23 protein-coding genes are annotated in these 21,808 nt (G+C 58.4%); 11 read left to right on the plus strand and 12 right to left on the minus strand.

The window, feature by feature from the left end; translation table 11 throughout:
• Nucleotides 1-17 precede the first annotated feature (17 nt).
• From rplO to AC0V6N_RS03855, 11 genes are all read left to right on the plus strand, one after another.
• Nucleotides 18-497, plus strand: coding sequence for a 50S ribosomal protein L15 (gene rplO, locus AC0V6N_RS03805; protein ID WP_486170264.1), 480 nt, complete (start codon nt 18-20; stop codon nt 495-497).
• Nucleotides 498-642: 145 nt separating this feature from the next.
• Nucleotides 643-1,989 (plus strand): preprotein translocase subunit SecY, encoded by a 1,347-nt coding sequence (gene secY / locus AC0V6N_RS03810; RefSeq protein ID WP_486170265.1) that lies wholly within the window; start codon nt 643-645, stop codon nt 1,987-1,989.
• Nucleotides 1,990-2,044: 55 nt separating this feature from the next.
• Entirely contained in the window at nt 2,045-2,689 is a 645-nt protein-coding gene (locus tag AC0V6N_RS03815) for an adenylate kinase (RefSeq protein ID WP_486170266.1), read from the plus strand.
• 99 nt (nt 2,690-2,788) lie between these two features.
• Nucleotides 2,789-3,544: an SRPBCC family protein gene (locus tag AC0V6N_RS03820; protein ID WP_486170267.1), complete on the plus strand. Its 756-nt coding sequence runs from the start codon at nt 2,789-2,791 to the stop codon at nt 3,542-3,544.
• A 322-nt stretch (nt 3,545-3,866) separates the two neighbouring features.
• Nucleotides 3,867-4,235, plus strand: a complete 369-nt coding sequence (gene rpsM / locus AC0V6N_RS03825; RefSeq protein WP_486170268.1) for a 30S ribosomal protein S13 — start codon at nt 3,867-3,869, stop codon at nt 4,233-4,235.
• A 63-nt stretch (nt 4,236-4,298) separates the two neighbouring features.
• Nucleotides 4,299-4,688: a 30S ribosomal protein S11 gene (gene rpsK / locus AC0V6N_RS03830; RefSeq protein WP_424689487.1), complete on the plus strand. Its 390-nt coding sequence runs from the start codon at nt 4,299-4,301 to the stop codon at nt 4,686-4,688.
• Between the two features lie 130 nt (nt 4,689-4,818).
• A complete protein-coding gene (locus tag AC0V6N_RS03835; RefSeq protein ID WP_486170269.1) occupies nt 4,819-5,874 on the plus strand; it encodes a DNA-directed RNA polymerase subunit alpha in 1,056 nt (351 codons plus the stop codon).
• Nucleotides 5,875-5,953: 79 nt separating this feature from the next.
• Nucleotides 5,954-6,388 carry a 50S ribosomal protein L17 gene (rplQ, locus tag AC0V6N_RS03840; protein ID WP_486170270.1) on the plus strand — a complete coding sequence of 145 codons (435 nt, stop codon included), beginning with the start codon at nt 5,954-5,956 and terminating at the stop codon, nt 6,386-6,388.
• An 85-nt stretch (nt 6,389-6,473) separates the two neighbouring features.
• A complete protein-coding gene (locus AC0V6N_RS03845; RefSeq protein WP_486170271.1) occupies nt 6,474-8,009 on the plus strand; it encodes a serine hydrolase domain-containing protein in 1,536 nt (511 codons plus the stop codon).
• Nucleotides 8,010-8,172: 163 nt separating this feature from the next.
• Nucleotides 8,173-8,718 carry a hypothetical protein gene (locus AC0V6N_RS03850; protein ID WP_486170272.1) on the plus strand — a complete coding sequence of 182 codons (546 nt, stop codon included), beginning with the start codon at nt 8,173-8,175 and terminating at the stop codon, nt 8,716-8,718.
• 195 nt (nt 8,719-8,913) lie between these two features.
• Nucleotides 8,914-9,729, plus strand: coding sequence for a hypothetical protein (locus tag AC0V6N_RS03855; protein WP_486170273.1), 816 nt, complete (start codon nt 8,914-8,916; stop codon nt 9,727-9,729).
• Here the strand turns inward: AC0V6N_RS03855 and AC0V6N_RS03860 are convergent.
• The 12 genes from AC0V6N_RS03860 to AC0V6N_RS03915 form a co-directional block, all read right to left on the minus strand.
• Nucleotides 9,687-10,400, minus strand: coding sequence for a trimeric intracellular cation channel family protein (locus AC0V6N_RS03860; protein WP_486170274.1), 714 nt, complete (start codon nt 10,398-10,400; stop codon nt 9,687-9,689). The two genes, AC0V6N_RS03855 and AC0V6N_RS03860, sit on opposite strands and share 43 nt — an antisense overlap.
• Entirely contained in the window at nt 10,397-11,095 is a 699-nt protein-coding gene (locus AC0V6N_RS03865) for a PepSY domain-containing protein (RefSeq protein ID WP_486170275.1), read from the minus strand. Before AC0V6N_RS03865 ends, AC0V6N_RS03860 begins: the two co-directional genes overlap by 4 nt.
• A 66-nt stretch (nt 11,096-11,161) precedes the next feature.
• On the minus strand, nt 11,162-12,544 hold the full coding sequence (locus AC0V6N_RS03870) for an amidase family protein (protein WP_486170276.1): 1,383 nt from the start codon (nt 12,542-12,544) through the stop codon (nt 11,162-11,164).
• Nucleotides 12,545-12,598: 54 nt separating this feature from the next.
• Nucleotides 12,599-13,450 carry a hypothetical protein gene (locus AC0V6N_RS03875; RefSeq protein ID WP_486170277.1) on the minus strand — a complete coding sequence of 284 codons (852 nt, stop codon included), beginning with the start codon at nt 13,448-13,450 and terminating at the stop codon, nt 12,599-12,601.
• Nucleotides 13,451-13,469: 19 nt separating this feature from the next.
• The gene (gene lpdA, locus AC0V6N_RS03880) at nt 13,470-14,876 is read right to left on the minus strand and encodes a dihydrolipoyl dehydrogenase (protein ID WP_486170278.1); all 1,407 of its coding nucleotides are present in this window, start codon (nt 14,874-14,876) and stop codon (nt 13,470-13,472) included.
• A 33-nt stretch (nt 14,877-14,909) separates the two neighbouring features.
• On the minus strand, nt 14,910-15,218 hold the full coding sequence (locus tag AC0V6N_RS03885) for a hypothetical protein (RefSeq protein WP_486170279.1): 309 nt from the start codon (nt 15,216-15,218) through the stop codon (nt 14,910-14,912).
• A gap of 34 nt (nt 15,219-15,252) precedes the next feature.
• Complete coding sequence (locus AC0V6N_RS03890) at nt 15,253-15,573, minus strand: hypothetical protein (RefSeq protein WP_486170280.1); 321 nt, start codon at nt 15,571-15,573, stop codon at nt 15,253-15,255.
• Between the two features lie 24 nt (nt 15,574-15,597).
• On the minus strand, nt 15,598-16,815 hold the full coding sequence (gene odhB / locus AC0V6N_RS03895; RefSeq protein ID WP_486170281.1) for a 2-oxoglutarate dehydrogenase complex dihydrolipoyllysine-residue succinyltransferase: 1,218 nt from the start codon (nt 16,813-16,815) through the stop codon (nt 15,598-15,600).
• A 32-nt stretch (nt 16,816-16,847) separates the two neighbouring features.
• Nucleotides 16,848-19,652 (minus strand): 2-oxoglutarate dehydrogenase E1 component, encoded by a 2,805-nt coding sequence (locus tag AC0V6N_RS03900; protein WP_486170282.1) that lies wholly within the window; start codon nt 19,650-19,652, stop codon nt 16,848-16,850.
• Between the two features lie 70 nt (nt 19,653-19,722).
• Nucleotides 19,723-20,613 carry a succinate--CoA ligase subunit alpha gene (sucD, locus tag AC0V6N_RS03905; protein WP_486170283.1) on the minus strand — a complete coding sequence of 297 codons (891 nt, stop codon included), beginning with the start codon at nt 20,611-20,613 and terminating at the stop codon, nt 19,723-19,725.
• Nucleotides 20,610-21,305 (minus strand): hypothetical protein, encoded by a 696-nt coding sequence (locus AC0V6N_RS03910; RefSeq protein ID WP_486170284.1) that lies wholly within the window; start codon nt 21,303-21,305, stop codon nt 20,610-20,612. Before AC0V6N_RS03910 ends, sucD begins: the two co-directional genes overlap by 4 nt.
• Nucleotides 21,302-21,778 carry a hypothetical protein gene (locus AC0V6N_RS03915; protein ID WP_486170285.1) on the minus strand — a complete coding sequence of 159 codons (477 nt, stop codon included), beginning with the start codon at nt 21,776-21,778 and terminating at the stop codon, nt 21,302-21,304. The genes AC0V6N_RS03910 and AC0V6N_RS03915 overlap by 4 nt, the downstream gene beginning before the upstream one ends.
• Nucleotides 21,779-21,808: the final 30 nt, after the last annotated feature.

Raw genomic sequence — 21,808 nt, forward strand, 5'->3', positions numbered from 1 at the left:
GCGAAAGCGAGTGCACAATGAAACTGACTGATATCCGTGACAATGATGGTGCCCGTAAGGGACGTATGCGTAAGGGCCGTGGTATCGGCTCTGGCAAAGGCAAGACCGCTGCTCGTGGCCAAAAGGGTCAAAAGAGCCGTTCCGGTGTTGCGATCAAGGGCTTTGAAGGCGGCCAAATGCCACTTCACATGCGCCTGCCAAAGCGTGGCTTTAACAACCCATTCGGCAAAGACTATGCCGAAGTGAACATTGGCATGGTCCAAAAGTGGATCGACGCCAAAAAGCTCGACGGCAAGAAAGACATCACCGAAGAAGCTCTGCGCGAATGCGGCCTGGTCCGTGGCGGCAAGCATGGTGTTCGTCTGCTGGGTAAAGGCGAGTTCAAGGCCAAGGCCAAATTCGTCGTCACAGGCGCCACCAAAGGCGCAGTTGCAGCGGTTGAGAAAGCCGGCGGCAGCGTCGAAGTGACCGCTCCTGCAAAGGCAGCAGCTGAGTAATTTGGGTGTGTTGTCCCCTGCCAAATGGCTTGGGGGACACAAAAAGTGGCGCGCTGGGTTCGACAATCCGGCGCGCACTACCTATCTAGCCCGTTGTGCCTCATTTGGGGCCCAGACTTTAAGTTTTCGGGATTGATCGATAACAATGGCATCACGCGCCGATAATATCGCCAGCAACTTGAACCTTGGGAATTTCGCCCAAGCAACCGAGCTGCGCCAACGCATCTGGTTTACGATCGGTGCGCTGATTGTGTTCCGCTTCCTCGCTGTGGTTCCGTTGCCGGGTATCGACCCTATCGCACTGCAGGCGTTTAACGAGCGCACACAAGGCGGCTTTTTGGACATGCTCAACATGTTCACAGGCGGCGCGCTGGCCAATTACGCGATCATCGCGATCGGCATTATGCCTTATATTACAGCCTCGATTGTGGTGCAGATGGCTTCGGCCCTTCACCCAACGCTTGCCGCTCTCAAGAAAGAGGGCGCAACGGGGCGTCAAAAGCTCAACCAATACACCCGTTACGGCACGGTCGGCTTGTGTACGATCCAAGGCTATTTCGTGGCGCAAAACGCGGTGGTGCAGGGCTTTTCCGTGGGCTCCGGCCCGATGTTCATCATTCCGGTAATTATCAGCCTTGTTGGCGGCACCATGTTCCTGCTGTGGCTGGGTGAACAGATCACTTCGCGCGGTATCGGGAATGGCGTTTCGCTGATCATTATGGCGGGCATTGTGGCGCAGTTCCCGCAATTCACGATGAACATGTTCGAAGGCGGCCGCACCGGCGCGATCTCTCCGGGCATCATCATTGGCTTCCTCGTGATGGTAATCGTCTTGATCCTGCTCATCAGCTTTGTAGAGCGCGCTCAGCGTCGCTTGCTGATCCAATATCCAAAGCGCGCAACGCAGCGCGGCATGATGCAGGCAGACCGCTCGCACCTGCCATTGAAGCTCAACACCGCCGGTGTGATCCCGCCGATCTTTGCAAGCTCGCTGCTGCTTTTGCCGCTGACGATCACGCAATTCTCTGGCGATAGCGTCGACACGTCGAGCGCTTGGGGTTCTGCGGTCATCACGCTCAACCAATATCTCCAGCATGGTCAGCCGATTTACATGACGCTCTATGCGATCGGGATCATCTTCTTCTGCTTCTTCTACACTGCGGTTGTTTTCGATCCTGAAGACACGGCTGAGAACCTGAAGAAAAACGGCGGCTTCATCCCCGGCATCCGTCCGGGTAAGCGGACTTCGGAATATCTCGAATATGTCCTGACCCGGATCACGGTTGTGGGCGCGATGTATCTGACGGTCGTCTGCGTGGTGCCAGAATATATGATCGCGCAAACAGGCATTCCGCTGTTCCTTGGTGGGACCAGCTTGCTGATTGTGGTGAACGTGACGGTCGATACGATCAGTCAGGTCCAGTCGCATCTGCTCGCCCACCAATATGGCGATCTGATCAAGAAGGCTAAGCTGAAAGGCCGCATGCGCTAGAACGCGCAGTCAGGCATCGGCGAAAAGCGCTCAGTCAAATAGGGGTTTTGATCAAGTGAACATCATTCTTCTTGGCCCTCCGGGCGCTGGCAAGGGCACGCAGAGTGCTGGCCTTGTTGAACGCCACGGTATGAAGCAACTTTCAACCGGCGACATGCTGCGTGCAGCGGTAAAAGCGCAGACGCCTGTCGGCCTGGAAGCGAAAGCGGTGATGGATCGCGGTGAGTTGGTCTCGGACGAGATTGTGTCTTCATTGATCGACGAAAACCTCGCCGCCATGCCTGCTGATCAAGGCGCAATCTTCGATGGCTATCCCCGCACGGAGGCGCAAGGCGAGCAGCTTGATGGCCTGCTTTCAAAGCACGGTCGCAGCCTCGACCATGTGATTGAACTGTCGGTGGATGTGGACGCTCTGGTTGAACGGATCACGGGGCGCTTTTCCTGCGCGAATTGCGGCGCGCTTTATCACGACACTGCCAACCCTCCCGCAAAAGAGGGTGTGTGCGATGCGTGTGGTCACACTGAGTTTAAGCGCCGCCCGGACGATAACGAAGAAACCGTGCGCACCCGCATGGAGGAATATCGGGCCAAAACTGCGCCGATCCTTCCCGGCTATGAGGCGCGCGGTATTATCACGCGCGTTGATGGCATGGCGGGCATTGACGAGGTTGCAGGCGCAATCGACGCTATCCTTGGCTAAATCATCTCGCGCTTCGGCGTTGCACGTTTGACCCCATTCACGCTTGGCTAAGCGCGGCCCTTCCTTTAGCTAGAGCCGCTCTTGGGAGGATCAAACACTTTGCGTACCATCACCAAAGCCATCGCTGCCACAGCCATTGTCGCTGGCGCCGCAATTGCCACACCCGCCTCAGCCGAAGTCGTCGCTGCGGATGAGGGTGGCTTTATCACCCGCACGGAAGCCGTGGTCGAGGCAGACACCAAAGCAACATGGCTGGCGCTGATCAGCCCTGCGCGCTGGTGGTCTAGCGAGCACACATGGTCCGCTGATGCAGCAAACCTCACCTTGATGCCGCAAGCTGGTGGATGCTTTTGCGAACGCATTCCAGAGGTAGAGGAAGAGAACCGCATCACTTTGGAAGGCAGCGTTGAACATATGCGTGTCATCCAGGCCTATCCCGAAGTGGCATTGCGCATGAGCGGCGCGCTTGGCCCCTTACAAAGCGAACCTGTGACCGGCATCCTCACCATCGCATTGAGCGAGGCGGAAGAGGGCACGCGGATCGTCTTTGAATACAATGTTGGCGGGTCGATGCGTTACCCGGTCCCGGTGATCTCTGCCGCGGTTGATGGGGTGATGACCCAGCAATTGACGCGCCTGTCAGAATTATTGGGCCAGGTGGAGGCGCCCGCCGGAGCCGCCGAGGCCGCGCAACCCGAGCCGCAACCAGCTCCTGAACCCGATACGCCAGCTGAAGAAAACGCCGAGCCCGCTCCCGAAGATCCGCCTGTCTCCATCGACCCTGAAGAGGTGATTGATGAAGAAGATAATAGCCCCAGCGTCGACGACGCCTTTGGCGACCTTTCCGACGGCTAGACCTACGGTAAAGGCAGGTGCGCGCTCCCCCTTGAATGCGGGGGGAGGGGACCCATATTGCTCGCTCGGACGCGAAAGCGCGTGATATGCTTGACGAATGGCGCGAATCACCGTAAGCGCGCCGCTCATTCGACACGTTCGAAATCGGTCCGGCAGGCATTGCCTCGTACAAGGTATGCCAACCGGACTTTTGCCGTTTTAAGGGGATGGGGTCGCACTCAAACCTGAAAGCAGCGAAAATTCGAATGCGCGAATGAATGAGCGTTGAGATGAGGTGCGCAAAGACAGTCTTTGCAATTCCTCGTGGAGCATGGAGAATTAAGTGGCTCGTATTGCCGGGGTAAACATCCCCACAAATAAGCGTGTAATCATCGCGCTGACCTATATTCACGGGATTGGCCGCACAACGGCTGTCCAGATCGCTGACAAGCTTGGCATTTCACATTCTGCACGTGTTCAGGACCTCACTGATGAGGAAGTCCTGCGCATTCGTGAAACGATTGATGCCGATCACTCGGTTGAAGGTGACCTTCGTCGCAACACCGCGATGAATATCAAGCGTCTGATGGATCTGCGTTCATATCGCGGCCTTCGTCACCGTAACGGCCTGCCCGTTCGCGGTCAGCGCACGCACACCAACGCCCGCACCCGCAAGGGTAAGGCCAAGCCGATCGCAGGCAAGAAGAAGTAAGCTCTCGAGGCTTTTGGCCTCAGACGCTTTTCCCTTCTTCCTACACAATAAGGATACGAGAAAATGGCACGCGAACCCGGCAAAGTAAGGCGCCGCGATAGAAAGAACATCTCCAGTGGTGTGGCTCACATCAATGCGAGCTTTAACAACACCATGATCACCATCACCGATGCACAGGGCAACGCCATTAGCTGGTCGAGCGCTGGCATGATGGGTTTTAAGGGCTCACGTAAGTCGACCCCTTATGCAGCTCAGGTTGCTGCAGACGATGCCGGCAAGAAAGCTGCTGAGCATGGTGTGCGCACCCTAGAGGTGGAAGTAAAAGGTCCAGGCTCAGGCCGTGAAAGCGCGCTGCGTGGATTGGCTGCTGTTGGTTTCAACATCACCTCAATCCGTGACGTGACGCCGATCCCGCATAACGGCGTTCGTCCGTCAAAGCGTCGCCGCGTCTGATCTGATCCGTTTTTGTGGTGGAGGGCCAAGGGGTCTTTCACCGCTAATCGGGTCCGACACTGGTCACGCCAACCGACCGGGCCCGCTCTCAAATTTGAACCGCTTTAGGCAAGCGAATTAGGGGAAATCCATGTCCGTCAATATGAAGAACTGGCAGGAACTTAAGAAACCCAACGCTCTCGAGATTAAGGAAGGCGGCGACAAGCAGCGCAAGACCACCTTTGTGGCTGAGCCGCTTGAGCGTGGCTTTGGCCTTACCCTTGGTAACGCCCTGCGCCGCGTATTGCTGTCCTCGCTTCAGGGCGCGGCAATCACCTCGATCAAGATCGAGAACGTCCTTCACGAATTCTCTTCGCTCGCAGGTGTGCGCGAAGACGTGACCGACATCGTTTTGAACGTGAAGCAAATCGCGCTCAAGATGGAAGGCGAGGGGCCAAAGCGTCTCCAGCTTTCTGTCACTGGTCCAGCGACCGTTAAAGCAGGCGACATTGCTGTCACCGGCGATATCGAAGTGATGAACAAGGATCTGGTCCTGTGTCACCTCGACGAAGGCGCAACGCTCAATATGGAGCTGACCGCTGACGTGGGCAAAGGCTACTCGCCAGCTGTTCAGAACCGTCCCGCTGATGCGCCGATTGGTCTTATTCCAGTCGACAGCCTGTACTCACCTGTCCGTCAGGTAAGCTACAAGGTTGAGAACGCGCGTGTTGGTCAAGAGCTCGACTATGACAAGCTCTCGCTCACCATCGAAACCGACGGCACCGTCACTCCAGAAGACGCCGTGGCTTATGCCGCACGCATCCTTCAGGACCAACTGACATTGTTCGTCCACTTCGAAGACGGCATTCCGCAGCCGCAGTCGGCCATGATCGGTCAGGCAGCGACACCGCAGGAAGACGACGCCAATCAGCTCAACCGTTACCTTCTCAAAAAGGTCGACGAGCTCGAACTGTCTGTGCGTTCAGCCAACTGCCTCAAGAACGACAACATCATTTACATCGGCGATCTGGTTCAAAAGACCGAAGCCGAGATGCTGCGTACGCCAAACTTTGGCCGCAAGTCGCTTAACGAGATCAAAGAAGTTCTCTCCAGCATGGGTCTGCGCCTCGGCATGGACATTCCAGGCTGGCCACCAGAGAACATCGAAGAAATGGCCAAGAAGCTCGAACAAGAGCTGCTGGGTTAATCGGGTTCCGGCGGCGCACCTTAAGCGCCGCCAGTACCGGGCTACCTAATACGGGCCCCTTACAAACGAAGGAAATACAATGCGTCACGGAATTTCACAGCGTAAGCTTTCGCGCAAATCGGGCCACCGTACGGCTCTGTTCCGCAACATGTCAGCCGCGCTGATCAAGCACGAGCAGATCGTCACCACTTTGCCTAAGGCGAAGGAACTGCGTCCTTACATCGAAAAGCTGATCACGCTGGCAAAGCGCGGTGGTTTGTCGAACCGTCGTCTCGCCATGAGCCGCTTGCAGGACGAAACACAGCTGAAGAAGCTGTTTGACGTCCTGGCTGAGCGTTATGATGATCGTAACGGTGGCTATGTCCGCATCATCAAGGCCGGCTATCGTGACAGCGATGCAGCGCAAATGGCTGTCATCGAATTCGTCGACCGCGACGAAGATGCACGCGGTCAGGATTCAGGTCCAGACATGAGCCAAGTTGATGAGTATTCGGAAGCCGAAGCTGCCGCCTAAGCGTCCGAGCCAAGAGATAAAGAAGGGCCTGCGGAGCGATCCGCGGGCCCTTTTCTTTTGTGCGCGCAGGGTTAGGGTTGGGACGATGAATAAGCTTCTCACCTTGGCCGCCATGACGGCTCTCGCGCTTTCCACCACCGCCAATGCTCAATCCGCTCAAGAACAGCTCGATGATCGCTACAACCGCGCGCTGGCTGCTGGGTACAAGGCGCTGATGCTGTGCAGCGCCACGGCGAATGCGGAGCTGAACGGCACCACGCGCACGCCTGAGAGCATTCATGAATGGGAACTCACAGGCATTCAGGCGCCGCTCGACGCGATCATTCGCGATTTGCCCTATGAAATTGTGCGTGCCGATGAGAGCCGCATTCGCGCGTTAGTGGCGGCCTCTGCGCAGCAACGCGGCATCACCATTGACGAAGCGGTTGCCGAGCTTGATCCGGCCTTTGTGGCGGCTGATTTGGGCCGTGTGCGTCATGTGCTGGTCGAATGGGCTGATGATATGCCACCGCGTATCGCCCGTCATGATAGTGGCTCTGGTTGCGTGTCCTTGCCGATTGGGACGGACCCAGCGACTTTGCGGCCAGAGCTTGATGTGCCAGTCGTGGTAGACCCGCCCGAAGAGCCGGGCAGGGTTCTTTATTTCGAATCCATCCCAAGAGCGGATGGCAAACCCTATACGCCGCCCAAACCAAACCGGCTCAGCTTCGTGTTTGATAACGCTTTCGACGGTACATACGGTGAAGGTTCGCGCACGACGGCGGTCGTTATGCAGCGGGGCCAAGGGGCTGAGGGTCATGTGGGCCAAGCCCGCTATAAGTCGGGTTTTGATGAGAACACTCCGCAGCGCACATGGTCGGTAGCCAAGAGTATTGCGGCAACGTTGGTAGGTGCGGCTACGCTGCGAGATGATGAATGCATCAGCCAGCAGATGCCCACCAGGCTGACTTACGGAACATCAGAGCCTCGCACTGCAGTAAGCGTAGATCACCTTCTGCGCATGGCCTCGGGCCGCTATTCGGACACTCCGGGCAATCGCACCGATCCGCTTTATTGGGGCGGCACCACCGTTGATGAGCGCGCTGCAAATTGGCCGCTGGTGCACGAGCCCGGCACGGTCTTTCGCTATGCCAACAACGATACGCTAATGGCCATTCAGGCGATTGAATGCGACTTTCAGGCGAACCCACCTGCAGAATTCTTCGCCAAGATCGGCATGAACCATACCTATGCTGAAACCGACTGGCAGGGCAATTATGTGCTTTCTTCGCAAGTCTGGTCGACTGCGGATGATCTGGTGCGGCTTGGGCAGCTCTATCTGAACAACGGTGTTTGGAATGGCGAGCGGCTGCTGCCTGAGAATTGGCGCGAATATGTCAGCACGCCCTCTGGCCCGCAGCCTGAGGGGCGTTCGTGGGGCTATGGCGCGGGATGGTGGCTGTTCAACAAGCACGAGGGCATTCCCGAAGACACCTTCTTTGCCGCGGGCAATCGCGGGCAATATGTGGTGGTCGTGCCATCTCGCAATGTTGTGATCGTCCGTCGCGGAGAGGATATGGTGGGCACGCGTTTTGATATTGAGAGCTTCACTCGCGATGTGCTTGTGGCGTTAGAGGATTGACGTCACCAATTGCGACGAGCTGATACATTTGTTCAGGTAAATCGCAATTAACCTGAACATCTGCTGCAAGGCTCGGTCAGACTCACCTCAGAGTTGTTCATCTAAAAGGGCTCCACAGTGAACGGAAATTCCTCTGCCACTGGAAACCCGAGGATGAATACTCATGAAGAATCTCAAACAAACTCTCGCGAAGGGTACGCTCGGGACTGTCGCGGCTGGCGCGATGGCCCTAGCGACCGCAGCTCCTGCTCAAGCGAGCGACCGTCACCGCGACCGCGGCGTTGATGCAGGCGATGTGATTGCAGGCGCCGTGATTATCGGCGGGATCGCCGCCCTTGCGGGAGCCTTTGACGGCGACCGCAATGATCGCCGCTATCGCGACCGGAACTATCGTGACCGCAATTATCGCGGTGACTATAATCGCGGCAACTACAACCAAGGGTATCGTGGTGGTGGCCGCAACGCAGTCGAGCGTTGTATCCGCCGCGCAGAGCGCCAAGCGCGCCGTTTCGGAGGCTATCGTTATGCCGATGTAACGCAGATCCGCGACGTTGAACGCACCCGCTATGGCTTCCGCGTAAAAGGCCGGATCCAGGTTGAAGGCCAGCGTGGTTATCGTGGCCGGGACTTCGATCGGGGTCGCTTCACCTGCTACGTTGATCGCGGCAACCGTCCACAAATCGACTTCCGCGGTATCCGTGGACTTTAATCCCCACCAAACCCCCTCGGGCCTGGCGCGTATTCCCCTTTAGCCAGGCCCGAGGGTCTCCACTGGCGGTTCGGGCACTCTCCTCACAGCTTGAAGCTGTTAAGCGAGAGTCAAGCCTGGGCCGCCTATTCGCGTTCCCATTCATGGGCGAATGGTGGGCGCTCGCACAACCATGGCAACAGGGAAGGAGCATTTATGGCTCACCGTTCGAAACTCGCAGGCTATGCCGGCCTAATGGCCGCAGCCTCTATGGCATTCACCCCTGCAATGGCACCGGCACACGCTGCCGAAGTCACCCCGCAGGGTACTTATGGTCACGCAACCTCATTCCATTCGCAATATTCCGAAGACTGGTCGCCCAGCACCTATGAGGCGGAATCGTCTGAGTATCGCCGCTATCGCCGTGGCTGGCGCAGAGGCTGGCGTCGACATCGCCGCGGTGTACGCGGTGGTGATGTGCTCGCTGGCGTGCTGGTCCTTGGCGGGATCGCTGCCATCGCAAGCGCGGCAAACAACAATCGCCGCCGCGACCGTGATGTTGTGATCGTTGACCGCCGCGACGACAATCGCCGCTATGATGATCGCCGCACAGATCGCCGTTCGAATAGCGGATCGGGCATCGACAGTGCGGTCGACCAATGCCTCAATGAGATCGAGCGCGACGTGCGCGTCGACAGCGTCGATGGCGCCAGCCGCGTGGCGCAGGGGTGGGTCGTGACCGGAACCTTGTTCAACGGCACCGGCTTTACCTGCCAGATCGACAATAATGGCCGCATCTCTACCGTCGATTACGGCGGTTCATTGGGTGGTCCACTGGGGTCAGCGGATGGAGCAGCTGATGGCCAGTGGTCAGATGATCGCTATGCCGATGCTCGCAATTCTGCGCGCGGGGAGGCTTATGCACCAGCTCCAGTCGCGGCGCCAGTCGCGGCGCCTGTCCAAACCGCCTCAAACGAAGCGCGTCCGGCCTATCCCGGCGGTCCACTTCCGGGCGAATCTTTCGACGATTGATCGGTTGAAGTTGGGGCGGAGTTTTCTCCAGCAGAGTGACCTTCGCCCCCATAACTTGGCAGGCCCAGTTCAAACCGTACCGCTGCAGCGCGCAGGGCAAAGCCTGCCACAAAGGCCACGCCCCAAATGGCCGCGTTCACCACGCCTAGCATCGGCGCGATTTGCATCCCCAGCACGGTGATGGCTGCACTTAATGCGGCGGCGGTTACGTATAGCTCCGGCTGCATGATGATTGACGGCCGCCCGGCGACCACATCGCGGATCACCCCGCCAACGCAGCCTGTGATAATCCCCATCAAAGCGGCGGGCACGGGCGGAATACCGTAAGCAATCGCCTTTGCACTGCCCAGTACGGCATAGGCGGCAAGGCCCACTCCGTCGGCATAATCGAGCAATTTGCCGTCCCACACCCGCACCGGCGTGAACCAAGCAATCAGCGCAGTGCCCAGGCACACGACAGCGACCCAAGGGTCCGTCATCCAGAACACCGGCGCATCGATCAGCAGGTCGCGAACAGTCCCGCCACCAACGCCTGTGACCAACGCGAAGAACCCCATCGTCACAAATGTCTGCCGCTCACGCGCAGCGACAAGCGCGCCCGACAAAGCGAATATCGCAATCCCGATAATATCGAGCCAGTCGAGGATTGGGGTGAGGACGGTTTCGTTCATGCGGTGATGGTCTTAGCGCGGCGTTTGCGGCGGCGAAACATCAGTATGCAGCCCATTATTGCGCCCACAAGCGAGAGCGCGGCAAACAGAATAAGGATCGGGTGACTGCTATCCTCACGCTCGGACATGTCCATGATATGCACGCCCCAAGCAAAGTCGAACCAGCGCCACCAGCGCGTGCGCACGGCTTCGATGCGCCCCGTATCGCGCCCCACATAGATATGCGTCTCATCCTCCAAAGTGACACGCCAAACGGGCATTGGTCGGCGGAAATCGAACGGCACTTCGTCCGCTTCGAAGAAGGCAACCGCGCTGACATTATCGCCGCCCGTGATCCGCTCCGTCACCAAAGTGCGCGCGGCGGCGGCGTCTAAGGCGGGCAAGGGGGCGCCGCTGGCAACATCGACGCGGGTGGTCACTCCATCAAGAGTGGTCAGGATAGCCACAGCGCGCCCGTCCTGCATCACGATGCGCATTTCCTTCAGCTGCGCATCATCTGTTGCCAGAGGGCTGTCTTCGATCACCAGCGCCTCTTCGGCCACCGGCAGTCGCAAATGCTCCCCGCGCACCTCTTCGATGGGTTTAATGACCATGAACAGCCCGCTGGCGAGCCACATGACGATCGGCACACCGATGAGCCATCCGAGCCAGACATGCCACTTGGCAAGCGTGCGAAGAAGTGAAGAGGATTGCATGGGGAGGGGGTTTCCAATGCAGGGAAAACGGGGAGGGCGAGGAAACCGCCCCATGCCGCGTTGGATTTACTCGTGCAAGATTTTCCCGATCTCACCAGCAGCGGCGATGCAATCAAGGTCGCTCATGCGCGGCCCCATGACTTGCATTCCGCAGGGGAGCTCAGCGCCCTCATAATTGCCGCTTCCAATCGGCAGGACGGTGGCGGGCAGGTTGGGGAAGGTCGCAATGCCCGCCCATGCAAGCCCGACGGCGCCAGGCAGATCCTGTCCGTTGATACGCAAGGTCGATTGGAAGATGGGGCCATCGTGATGCGGCACCGCCAAGACGGGGGCGGGCGGGGCGAGGACGAAATCGTATGTTTCGAACAGACGCGCCCATTCAAACTCTTTGACCGCCTGCGCATCGAGAAGGTCGAACCAATCGGTTGCGCTTGCCCGTTTGCCATCCTTTGAAGGCGCACCCCGCGCCATCGCAACGCCCAGCATTCGCATATAGTCGGCCTGTTGCCCTTCAAGATCGGGGATCAGCGCGCTTGCCCGGTCGACTGTGATGCCTGCTGCGATCAGCGCTTCGATGGCGGCCTCGGTTGGTTCCGCGACGCTCGCATCAACGGGGCAGCCGGGATATTCGGTGATGGCGAGCAGGCGGCATTTGGATAGCGGCTTGCCTGATCGGGTGAGCGGATATTGCCCCGCAATCTGCATCATCGCGGCCAAGTCTTCCGCATTGCGCGCAAGCGGCCCAGCGATAGACAACGCGCCATCATGCGCGGCGATAAAGCCTGGTTGCTTGGCCATTTGCGGGTGATCGTGGCCCTGTTTTGAAACGAGTCCCCATGTCCCCTTATGCCCCCAGATCCCGCAGAAATGCGCAGGCACCCGGACCGATCCGCCAATGTCGGTGCCAAAATCGCACGGCACCATTCCGCTCGCCACAGCGGCCGCGCTGCCGCCGGAAGATCCGCCCGGTGATCGCGCCGGATTGTGCGGATTGGTGGTGCGGCCATAAGCGGGGTTGAAGCTCTGCCAATCGGTGAGGTCGACAGGCACATTCGCCTTGCCAAGGATCACCGCGCCCGCCTGCTTCATTCGCCGAACCAAATCGGAATCGCGCGGGGCAATGTAGTCGGCGTGCTCCTCGTGCCCCCAACAGCTTTGCAGGCCTTCGACCTCAAAGCTTTCCTTCACCGTCATCGGCACCCCGAACAGCGGCTGGTCGCGCTCACCATTTTGGGGCGGTCCGGCCGCGTCCAGCGCCTTGGCAGTCTCGCAAGCCCGATCAAAATCGGGGACGACAATCGCATTGATATCAGCGTCGAAATGCTCAATCCGCGTAATCGCCGCATCGACCGCTTCAACAACGCTCATCTCACCCGCCCGGATCGCGCGAGCGGTCTCCAGAGCGCCGGGTTTATCGGTCAATTGCGGATAGGCGCTAGATGCAGGCATGTGTGTGAAGCTCCCTCGTCCCTATCGGAAAGGTTAGCTAAGAGTTCAGCGGGTTCAAGCGGTCTTTTCAGGGGAATGCTGCCCGCGACCAGGCACCGTCATCGCAAACGCAAATCCGATTATTGAGGACGCTCCATACCCGACCAAGGGATAGGGGTAATCTGAAATGACTGACGTGATCGCAAAGCCGGCATAGGCTCCGGCGATCGCATATCTCTGAGCCTTGGTGAGGGGCAAAGCGTGCGTGACAATGAAGAAGGTCGCTATCATGGCGATCAGGATGCCAAGCCATAGCAGCGGCGTTGCGGTAAGCGTTTCGTGCAGAATCCGCTCGGCGAAGGGTTGCGGGGGCAGCACTCCGCGCATCGCTGCGATCAGGGCGACGGTGAAGCCGAAAATCGCAACCACGCCTAACTTCCAGTCGGTTCTTGCAAAATAGAGCCCAACGCTCGCCAACATCAGCGCAAAGCCTGAGGCGGCATCGGGTTGGAGCAGAATGATGAAAATCGCGCTGAGCAGGATGGGTGGGGCATAATCGCGTTCCTGCGCAGCCAGACGGGCCAGCAAGGGGATCGTGAGAAATCCGCTATGCATTTGCAGCGGGCCCACTGGCACCCAGCGCGAGACATTCGAAATTTCAGGTCCAGTTACCAGCGGCAAAGCGAGCAGGGCAAGCAGTGCGACGATGGTGATGCGCCGTGCAATTGCCCGCTCAGGTAGCCGCCCAAACGCGATCCAGAGCACGCCAAAGGCAAGCGCCCCGCCATTGATCAAGGCGAAGTGCGATGGCGCGTCAAAGCTGATGAGGTAGCAAAGGCCCAGCAGGCCAGCGAACAGTACAGCGGACCAAGGCCCCGCGCGGTGCCACAACCAGCTATGCAAAGCGGGCTTCATAATTGGCAACACGCGCGGGGATTGATCTCCATCACATATGGATCGGCTTACCCTGAACCGCCATCGCCGCCTCTTTCAAGGCTTCGGCGTGGGTGGGGTGGGCGTGGCAGGTATAGGCGATGTCTTCCGATGTTGCGCCGAACTCCATCGCTTGCGCTGCCTGCGCGATCATTGTGCCAGCTAAGCTGGCAACGATGTGAACGCCCAGCACACGGTCGGTTTCAGCGTCAGCGACCACTTTTACAAAGCCATCTGTGTCGCGGTTCGCCTTTGCGCGGCTGTTCGCCATCATCGGAAATTTGCCGACTTTGACGGTGTGGCCTGCTTCCTTCGCAGCGGCTTCGGTCAGGCCAACGTCAGCGAACTCTGGCATGGTGTAGACCACTCCGGGGATTACATCGTGATTGATGATGCCCGTTTCGCCCGCGATGTTCTCAGCGCACGCAATGCCTTCATCCTCGGCCTTGTGGGCCAGCATGGGGCCGGGCACGCAGTCACCAATCGCCCATACGCCATCGACGCTGGTGCGGAAGTCATGGCCAACTTCGATTTGGCCGCGTTTGTTGGTTTCAATTCCGATCTTTTCGAGCGCAAGGCCATCTGTGTTGGGGCGCCGCCCTATCGACACAAGCACATGGCTGGCTTCGACCGTTTGCTCATCCCCGCCTGCCGATTTCTCCACCGTCAGCGTGACGCCTTTGCCTTTCACGGATGCGCCGGTGACTTTGTGGCTGAGCATCAGGTTCATGCCCTGTTTCTTGAATATCTTGCCCGCTTCCTTGCGCACATCGGTGTCCATACCGGGGAGCAATTGGTCGAGGAATTCAACCACAGTAACCTTCGCACCAAGGCGGCGCCAAACAGAGCCAAGCTCCAACCCGATCACACCGCCGCCGATCACGACGAGGTGTTCTGGCACTTCTTCAAGTTCAAGCGCGCCGGTGGAGTCCACGATGCGTTTTGCCGCATTGTCGACCTCGACGCCGGGCAAAGGAGTGACGCTCGAGCCGGTGGCAACTACAATGTCTTTGGCGGTGATGGTGTCATCACCGACCTTGACCGTGTGCGCGTCTTCGAAAGCGGCATGGCCTTTGATCCAAGTGACTTTGTTCTTCTTGAACAGGAATTCGATTCCGCCGGTCAGCTCACCCACAGCCTTTGACTTCTCGCCCATCATTTTGGTGAGGTCGAAGCTCGCCTTGGCATCAATGCCCCATGTCGCAAAGTGACCGCCATCGGCCTCTTCGAACAATTCAGAAGCATGGAGCAGCGCTTTGGAAGGGATGCAGCCTACATTGAGGCACGTCCCGCCAAGCGTTTCGCGCGATTCAACACAAGCCGTTTTGAGGCCCAATTGCGCAGCACGAATGGCGGCAACATAGCCGCCGGGGCCAGCGCCAATAACGAGGCAGTCGTAATCGTAAGAATGGTTAGACATAGGGTATCCTTGGTGCCTTTGGTCTAGGCTGCGTTAAACGCCGACCTTGGCTTCACACTCGGCTTTTGTCTCAGCGTAGTCGTTTTGATCGATCTCAGCGCGTTCGCCCAGACCGTCCGATGGCAAATCGGTTTTTTCGACCATGCCTTCTGCCACGCAGTTACACAGCTCTTCTTTCTGAGCTGCATCAATGCTCCCGCCGATATAGTCCATCGAACAAGAGCCTACCATTTGCTTGGTGAAGTTCTCTTCGATCTTGGCTGCCAGCTCAGGGTCCCCGCCGCAGGCGGAAATTCCAGTTGCAAGTGCGCCCAAGACAAGGAGCGTTTTGAGGTCTTTCATAGTGTTTTCCTGACTCGTTTCGAATTGAGTTGGCTTAGCTCGGGGCGTTTTCTGCGAGGCATTCTTCGATCACGCGGTCGGCCAGTTCATCCGGCACGTCCATCACGGGGCCAACTTCGTCGATGACTTTGCCAGCGCTGCATTCGCACACCGGACGCACGGCGTCTTCGGGGGCACCAGTGCGCGTGGCCGCTTGTACGCAGCTGTCGACGAAGGAGGTGCGAAAGGCGGTTTCTGTGCTTTCTGTGACGGCGTCTGAAACGCTTTCCGTTGCGGTTTCAGCGGCGTCTTGTGCTTCTGAGCAGGCGCTCAGCATAGTGACGGCAGCGACGCTAAAGATAAGTGGTTTCAACATATTATATATCCCTCCGAAGGGGTCTTAAAGGTCAATCAGCATCCGGGTTGGATCTTCGATTGCTTCCTTGATGATTTTCAGCGCAGTGACAGCTTCGCGCCCGTCGATCAGGCGGTGGTCATAGCTGAGCGCGATATACATCATCGGGCGGATCACCACTTCGCCATTGATGGCGACCGGGCGGTCTTCGATGCGGTGAAGGCCCAGAACCGCGCTTTGCGGTGGGTTGATGATCGGGGTCGACATGAGCGACCCGAACACGCCGCCATTGGAGATGGTGAAGGTGCCGCCTTGCATATCTGCCATGGTGAGCGTGCCTTCTTTGGCGCGCTTGCCAAAGTCGGCGATGTCTTTCTCGATTCTAGCGAAGCCTTTATCCTGACAATCGCGGATCACCGGGACTACGAGGCCGTTGGGCGCAGAGACCGCGACCGAAATATCGACATAGTCGTGATAGACGATTTCATCGCCTTGAATGTAGGCGTTGACGCTCGGCACGTCTTTGAGCGCCAGACACGCAGCCTTTGCGAAAAAGCCCATGAAGCCCAAGCGGATGTCGTGCTTTTTGGCGAACAGGTCTTTGTACTTGGTGCGCGCTTCGATGACCGCGCTCATGTCGACATCGTTGAACGTTGTGAGCAGCGCTGCTTCTTCCTGAGCGCCTTTCAAACGCTTGGCGATGGTCTGACGCATACGGGTCATTTTGACGCGCTCTTCGCGGCGCTCGCCTGCCGCGGCTGGCGCTGGAGCGGGTGACGCTGCAGGAGCCGGTGCGGGGCTGTCGCCCTTTGCCTTCGCGGCCTCAAGCACGTCTTCTTTGGTGATGCGGCCACCTTTGCCCGTGCCTTTGATCGTCGACGGGTCGATCCCGTGTTCGAGCACCGCGCGGCGCACAGCGGGAGAGAGCGTTTGCGCAGCCGAGGTGTCGTCCTGTTTTTCTTCTTGCTCTTCGCGCGCTTGCTGGCTGCGAGCGGGCTCCTCGCCAGTGGTTGCAGCGCCTGTTGCGCCTGCTTCGATGATTGCGATAACCGCGCCCACTTCGACAGTGTCGCCAACTGCTGCGCGGTGTTCGCTCATGACGCCTGCGACAGTGGAGGGCACGTCGACCGCAACTTTGTCGGTCTCAAGTGAAACGATGGGTTCATCCATCGCGACGGCATCGCCGGGCTGTTTGAGCCATTCGCCGATTGATCCTTCGGTGACCGATTCACCGAGCGCGGGGACTGTGATTTCAGTGGCCATGTGTTTGTTCCTTAAGCCTTATCTGAATGAAATTACTTGGAAAGCCCAAGAGCGTCGGCGACCAGCGCCTCTTGCTGTTGGACGTGACGTTTGGCGAGGCCGGTGGCGGGCGATGCGGCGGCATCGCGGCCCGCATAGACGGGGCGCATGCCATCGTGACCGGCATTGGTGAGCGAATCCTCGATCTGGTTTTGAACGAAGAACCACGAACCATTGTTCTTGGGCTCTTCCTGACACCACACGACCGTCTCGAGGTTCTTCATGCGTTTGAGGCGGACAGACAGCGGATCGCCGGGGAAGGGATAAAGCTGTTCGATGCGCACGATGGAGACGTCCTTGAGACCCTCCTCCTCGCGCTTCTCATACAGATCATAATAGACCTTGCCCGAACACAGGACGAGGCGCTTGATCTTGTCATCCGCAATCTCGGTCATGTCGGATTTGATCCGCTTGAACTGCCAATCGCCTTGGAATTCTTCGCGTGGGGATTTCGCAAGCGGGTGACGCAGGAGCGACTTTGGCGTCATAATCACCAACGGCTTACGGAAAGTCCGCAGCATCTGACGGCGCAGAACGTGGAAGTAATTGGCCGGAGTGGTTATGTTGCAAACCTGAATATTGTCGTTTGCACACAGCTGAAGGAAGCGTTCGAGCCGGGCCGAAGAGTGCTCTGGGCCTTGGCCCTCATAGCCATGCGGCAGCAACATCACGAGACCGTTTGCACGCAGCCATTTGGCTTCGCCGGCCGCAATATACTGGTCGATCATGATCTGCGCGCCATTGGCAAAATCGCCAAATTGCGCTTCCCACAGAACGAGGCTTTTCGGGTCCGCCATGGCGAACCCATATTCAAAGCCGAGCACACCATATTCGGACAAAGTGCTGTCATAGACCTCAAACTTGCCATGCGGCAGAGTGGTCAGCGGGATGTATTTGTCTTCGGTCTTTTGGTCGACCCACACCGCGTGGCGCTGTGAGAAAGTGCCGCGGCCCGAATCTTGACCCGACAGGCGGACATTATAGCCCTCCATCACAAGGCTACCGAATGCGAGCGCTTCTGCGGTGGCCCAATCAAAGCCTTCGCCGGATGAGAACATCTCACCTTTAGCCTTAAGAACGCGGCCCAAGGTTCTGTGAATATTGACGCTTTCTGGAACTTCGGTGAGTGTGCGGCCCAGCGCGTCAAACGTCTTTGGCTCAATCGCGGTTTCGACATTGCGGCGCGCGGTTTCATCATCCGCAGGCTTGCTCAGACCCGACCAGCGCCCGCCAAACCAATCCGCTTCATTCGCGGAATAGCTCTTAGCCGCTTCGAACTCTTCTTCGAGGTGAGCGACGAATTCGGCGGCGACTTCCTCGCGGTGCCCTTCGTCGATCACGCCTTCTTCGATCAGGCGCCGTTCGTAGACGCGGCTGACCTTTGGATGTTTGCCGATCACGTCATACATCAGTGGCTGCGTAAACTTTGGCTCATCGCCTTCATTGTGGCCAAAGCGGCGATAACACCACATGTCGATCACAACATCGCGGCTGAATTTCTGGCGGTATTCAATCGCAAGCTTACACGCGAAGGTCACAGCCTCTGGATCATCACCATTGACGTGCAGGATCGGGGCCATAATCCCCTTTGCAACGTCCGATGGATAGGGCGAGGACCGCGCGAATTTGGGCGAGGTTGTGAAACCGATTTGGTTATTGATAATAAAGTGAATGCAGCCGCCAGTGTCATAGCCATTGACGCCCGACAGGCTGAGGCTTTCCCACACGACGCCTTGGCCGGCAAAGGCCGCATCGCCGTGGATCAGGACGGGCAGAACCTGCTTCTTATTGTCGAGATCATCGCGGATCGCCTGCTGCGCGCGGCTCTTGCCCAATACAACCGGGTTTACCGTCTCAAGGTGAGAGGGATTGGGGACGAGGCTCATATGCACCTCAATACCGTCGAATTCACGATCGGTGCTGGTGCCGAGGTGATATTTCACATCGCCCGAACCGCCCACATCCTCTGGATTGGCAGAGCCGCCGGAAAATTCGTGGAAGATCACTTTGTATGGCTTGGCCATCACATTGGCGAGGACGTTCAAACGCCCGCGATGCGCCATGCCATAGATAATCTCGCGAACGCCAGAGGAACCGCCATGCTTGATAACCGCTTCGAGCGCGGGGATCATGCTTTCGCCGCCATCTAGGCCGAAACGTTTGGTGCCGACATATTTGCGGCCCAGAAATTCCTCATATTGCTCCCCGCGAAGAACCGCCGCGAGGATCGCCTTTTTGCCCTCGGGAGAGAACTGGATTGTGTCGCCGGGGCTTTCGAACTTGTCCTGCAAAAACCTCCGTTCTTCGGTGTCAGCGATATGCATGTATTCGAGGCCAACGCCGCCGCAATAGACCTCGCGCAGGCGATCATAGAGCGCGCCGACCGTGGTCCATTCCATGCCGAGAACGCCGCCGACATAGACCTCTTCCGCCTCTTTCCCGGCAAGGCCGTGAAACGCGAGCGTCAGATCTTCTGGATCGCCCTGCTTCTGGCTGAGGTTCAGCGGATCGAGCTGCGAGGCAAGATGCCCGCGCACACGGTAAAGCCGTACCAAAGTCATCGCCTTGTTCGACAAGTCGGACGCATATTCCAGCGCCTTGCCATCGACCGGCTTGCCAGCTGCCTTGGCCGCTTTTTCAACCGCCAGCTTCATCTGCGTCGGGTCCATCGCGCCGGTCAGGTCGCCGCCTGCATCCGATACGGTATCGAGCCATGCAGGATTGCCCCAGGATGGTCCGGGCTGCGGGCCTTCCTGATCGGTCATCTCAGGGACGAAGCTTTGGGTTTCTTTGTTCATCACGGTTTCTCGTAAGGGGAGGAGAAGGGCGCGCCCTCACACATCTTGTGCGGGAGGGCGCGCCAATAACTCAGGCCATTTCCTTCAACATCGCATCCAGCGTTGTGCCAAGCTCGGATGGCGAAGGCGATACGCGGATGCCCGCATCTTCCATCGCTGCGATTTTGTCGTCAGCGCCGCCTTTGCCGCCCGACACAATCGCGCCGGCATGGCCCATACGGCGACCCGGAGGCGCCGTGCGGCCTGCGATAAAGCCGACGGTGGGTTTGCTGCGGCCCTTCGCGGCCTCTTGCTTGAGGAATTCGGCGGCTTCTTCTTCAGCGCTGCCGCCAATTTCGCCAATCATGATCATCGATGTCGTCTCAGGATCGTCCAGGAACAGGTCGAGCACGTCGATAAAGTTGGTGCCGTTCACAGGGTCACCGCCAATGCCAACCGCAGTTGTCTGGCCGAGGCCCACAGCCGTGGTCTGGTGCACGGCTTCGTAAGTGAGCGTGCCAGAGCGTGAGACAACGCCGACCGAGCCTTTCTTAAAGATGGAGCCGGGCATAATGCCGATCTTGCATTCATCAGGGGTCAAAACGCCGGGGCAGTTCGGGCCGACAAGGCGTGATTTTGAGCCGGTTAGCGCGGCTTTTGCGCGCACCATGTCGAGCACGGGGATGCCTTCGGTGATGCAGATGATCAGTTCCATCTCCGCATCAATCGCTTCGCAAATCGCGTCTGCGGCAAAGGGCGGGGGCACATAAATGCAGCTCGCGGTCGCGCCCGTTTCTGCCTTCGCCTCGCGCACAGTGTTGAACTGTGGCACACCGATATGCGTCGTTCCGCCTTTACCCGGCGTCACACCTGCAACCATTTGCGATCCGTAATCAATCGCCTGCTGAGTGTGGAACGTGCCGGTGTTGCCGGTCATCCCTTGGGTCAGGACTTTGGTGTCTTTGTTTATGAGGATGCTCATTCTTGATCGCTCTCTTCGTTGGGTTGTTCGGGTGTAAATCGGCGCAGGCTGCTGATGTAGAAGCCGCGATAGAAAATTCGGTCGGGCAATAGCCCGGTGGCGCTGTCGGCATCGGTGTAGGACGCGACCGTCTTGATATGGGTAGGCGAAATGTCTTCCCACACCCAAGCGCCAGTGCGTGTGTCGCCCGGGGTATTCTCAACCGCGAAGTCCACATCCTCGCCGAACACCGCGCTGAGCAATGGGCCAGATGGCATAAAGGGCAAATCGGGCACCATCGTCACGCATTCATATTCGGTCGCGGTGATATCTTGCGGTGAGAGGATGTCGCTTTCTGGATCAACACCCTCGGCCAGCACCGTGCGCAGCGCCATGAACTGGATCAGCTCCAACCCCTCCATCTGCTTTCGATAGAGATTGACGTTTCGCAAGGTCGCAGGGCCATCGCCGATGAACTCTTCAACGCGGGTAGCCAGCAGATCATTGTCTGCCTCAAACTTTTCCCAATCGGGGGTGAGCATATTCCCGCCGGGCATAAAGCCATTGGCGCTGGGGCAATCGCGCAAATGGGTCTTCATCGCCTCGACAAAGACCAAAGGCGTATCATGCGCAGCAGCGGGCGTGGCGCTCGCACTGGCAGCCACAATTGCCGCCGCGGCCATTGCGATTATGGGGTTGCGTTGCATATTCATCGTCCACCCAGCCAGACGCCGGTTTCATAGATGCGCAGCGAGTATTCGTCCGAACGCTGAAGCCCGCGTGCTCTGGCACAAAGGCCAAAGTGCGCGCGCGCGCCTGCTAGAAACAGTTCTTCGTTCAATGCCGTGCGATAGGGATCGTTCTGGCTCGCCACCGCCAGATCAAAGCATGTGCGCGCCAAGTCCAGATTGGCATCCGCATCCACTTCCGGCCCATCAAGCGCTGCGTAAGAGCGGATCAGCCGAGTGCGAACCTGCGCGCGCCAATCGACACAGGCGCGGGTTTCCGTGCCATCCGCCAACATAAAGACCTGCGTATCCCGGCAATAAACGCGCCGCTCCTGCTCAACTTCAGGATTGAACACTTCGGCAACTTCGGCGCGGTCAACTTCGCGTGCCGCCACCGCCGATGGGGCGAGGGCGGTCGTGAGCAGCGCTGTAGCAACGAGGGCGAAGTGGGTCTGCATCAGCTGATTAGCGTGACCTTTGTGCGCTTG

Source organism: Erythrobacter sp. S57(2025), assembly GCF_057365055.1.

Excerpts from the sequence above, each read along its gene's own strand:
- AC0V6N_RS03860 (WP_486170274.1), bottom strand. The coding sequence starts at position 10,400 with ATGAACGAAACCGTCCTCACCCCAATCCTCGACTGGCTCGATATTATC.
- AC0V6N_RS03915 (WP_486170285.1), bottom strand. The coding sequence starts at position 21,778 with ATGCAGACCCACTTCGCCCTCGTTGCTACAGCGCTGCTCACGACCGCC.
- AC0V6N_RS03870 (WP_486170276.1), bottom strand. The coding sequence starts at position 12,544 with ATGCCTGCATCTAGCGCCTATCCGCAATTGACCGATAAACCCGGCGCT.
- rplO (WP_486170264.1), top strand. The coding sequence starts at position 18 with ATGAAACTGACTGATATCCGTGACAATGATGGTGCCCGTAAGGGACGT.
- rplQ (WP_486170270.1), top strand. The coding sequence starts at position 5,954 with ATGCGTCACGGAATTTCACAGCGTAAGCTTTCGCGCAAATCGGGCCAC.
- AC0V6N_RS03835 (WP_486170269.1), top strand. The coding sequence starts at position 4,819 with ATGTCCGTCAATATGAAGAACTGGCAGGAACTTAAGAAACCCAACGCT.
- AC0V6N_RS03855 (WP_486170273.1), top strand. The coding sequence starts at position 8,914 with ATGGCTCACCGTTCGAAACTCGCAGGCTATGCCGGCCTAATGGCCGCA.
- AC0V6N_RS03865 (WP_486170275.1), bottom strand. The coding sequence starts at position 11,095 with ATGCAATCCTCTTCACTTCTTCGCACGCTTGCCAAGTGGCATGTCTGG.
- secY (WP_486170265.1), top strand. The coding sequence starts at position 643 with ATGGCATCACGCGCCGATAATATCGCCAGCAACTTGAACCTTGGGAAT.
- AC0V6N_RS03885 (WP_486170279.1), bottom strand. The coding sequence starts at position 15,218 with ATGAAAGACCTCAAAACGCTCCTTGTCTTGGGCGCACTTGCAACTGGA.
- AC0V6N_RS03890 (WP_486170280.1), bottom strand. The coding sequence starts at position 15,573 with ATGTTGAAACCACTTATCTTTAGCGTCGCTGCCGTCACTATGCTGAGC.
- sucD (WP_486170283.1), bottom strand. The coding sequence starts at position 20,613 with ATGAGCATCCTCATAAACAAAGACACCAAAGTCCTGACCCAAGGGATG.
- odhB (WP_486170281.1), bottom strand. The coding sequence starts at position 16,815 with ATGGCCACTGAAATCACAGTCCCCGCGCTCGGTGAATCGGTCACCGAA.
- AC0V6N_RS03900 (WP_486170282.1), bottom strand. The coding sequence starts at position 19,652 with ATGAACAAAGAAACCCAAAGCTTCGTCCCTGAGATGACCGATCAGGAA.
- rpsK (WP_424689487.1), top strand. The coding sequence starts at position 4,299 with ATGGCACGCGAACCCGGCAAAGTAAGGCGCCGCGATAGAAAGAACATC.
- AC0V6N_RS03845 (WP_486170271.1), top strand. The coding sequence starts at position 6,474 with ATGAATAAGCTTCTCACCTTGGCCGCCATGACGGCTCTCGCGCTTTCC.
- lpdA (WP_486170278.1), bottom strand. The coding sequence starts at position 14,876 with ATGTCTAACCATTCTTACGATTACGACTGCCTCGTTATTGGCGCTGGC.
- AC0V6N_RS03910 (WP_486170284.1), bottom strand. The coding sequence starts at position 21,305 with ATGAATATGCAACGCAACCCCATAATCGCAATGGCCGCGGCGGCAATT.
- AC0V6N_RS03850 (WP_486170272.1), top strand. The coding sequence starts at position 8,173 with ATGAAGAATCTCAAACAAACTCTCGCGAAGGGTACGCTCGGGACTGTC.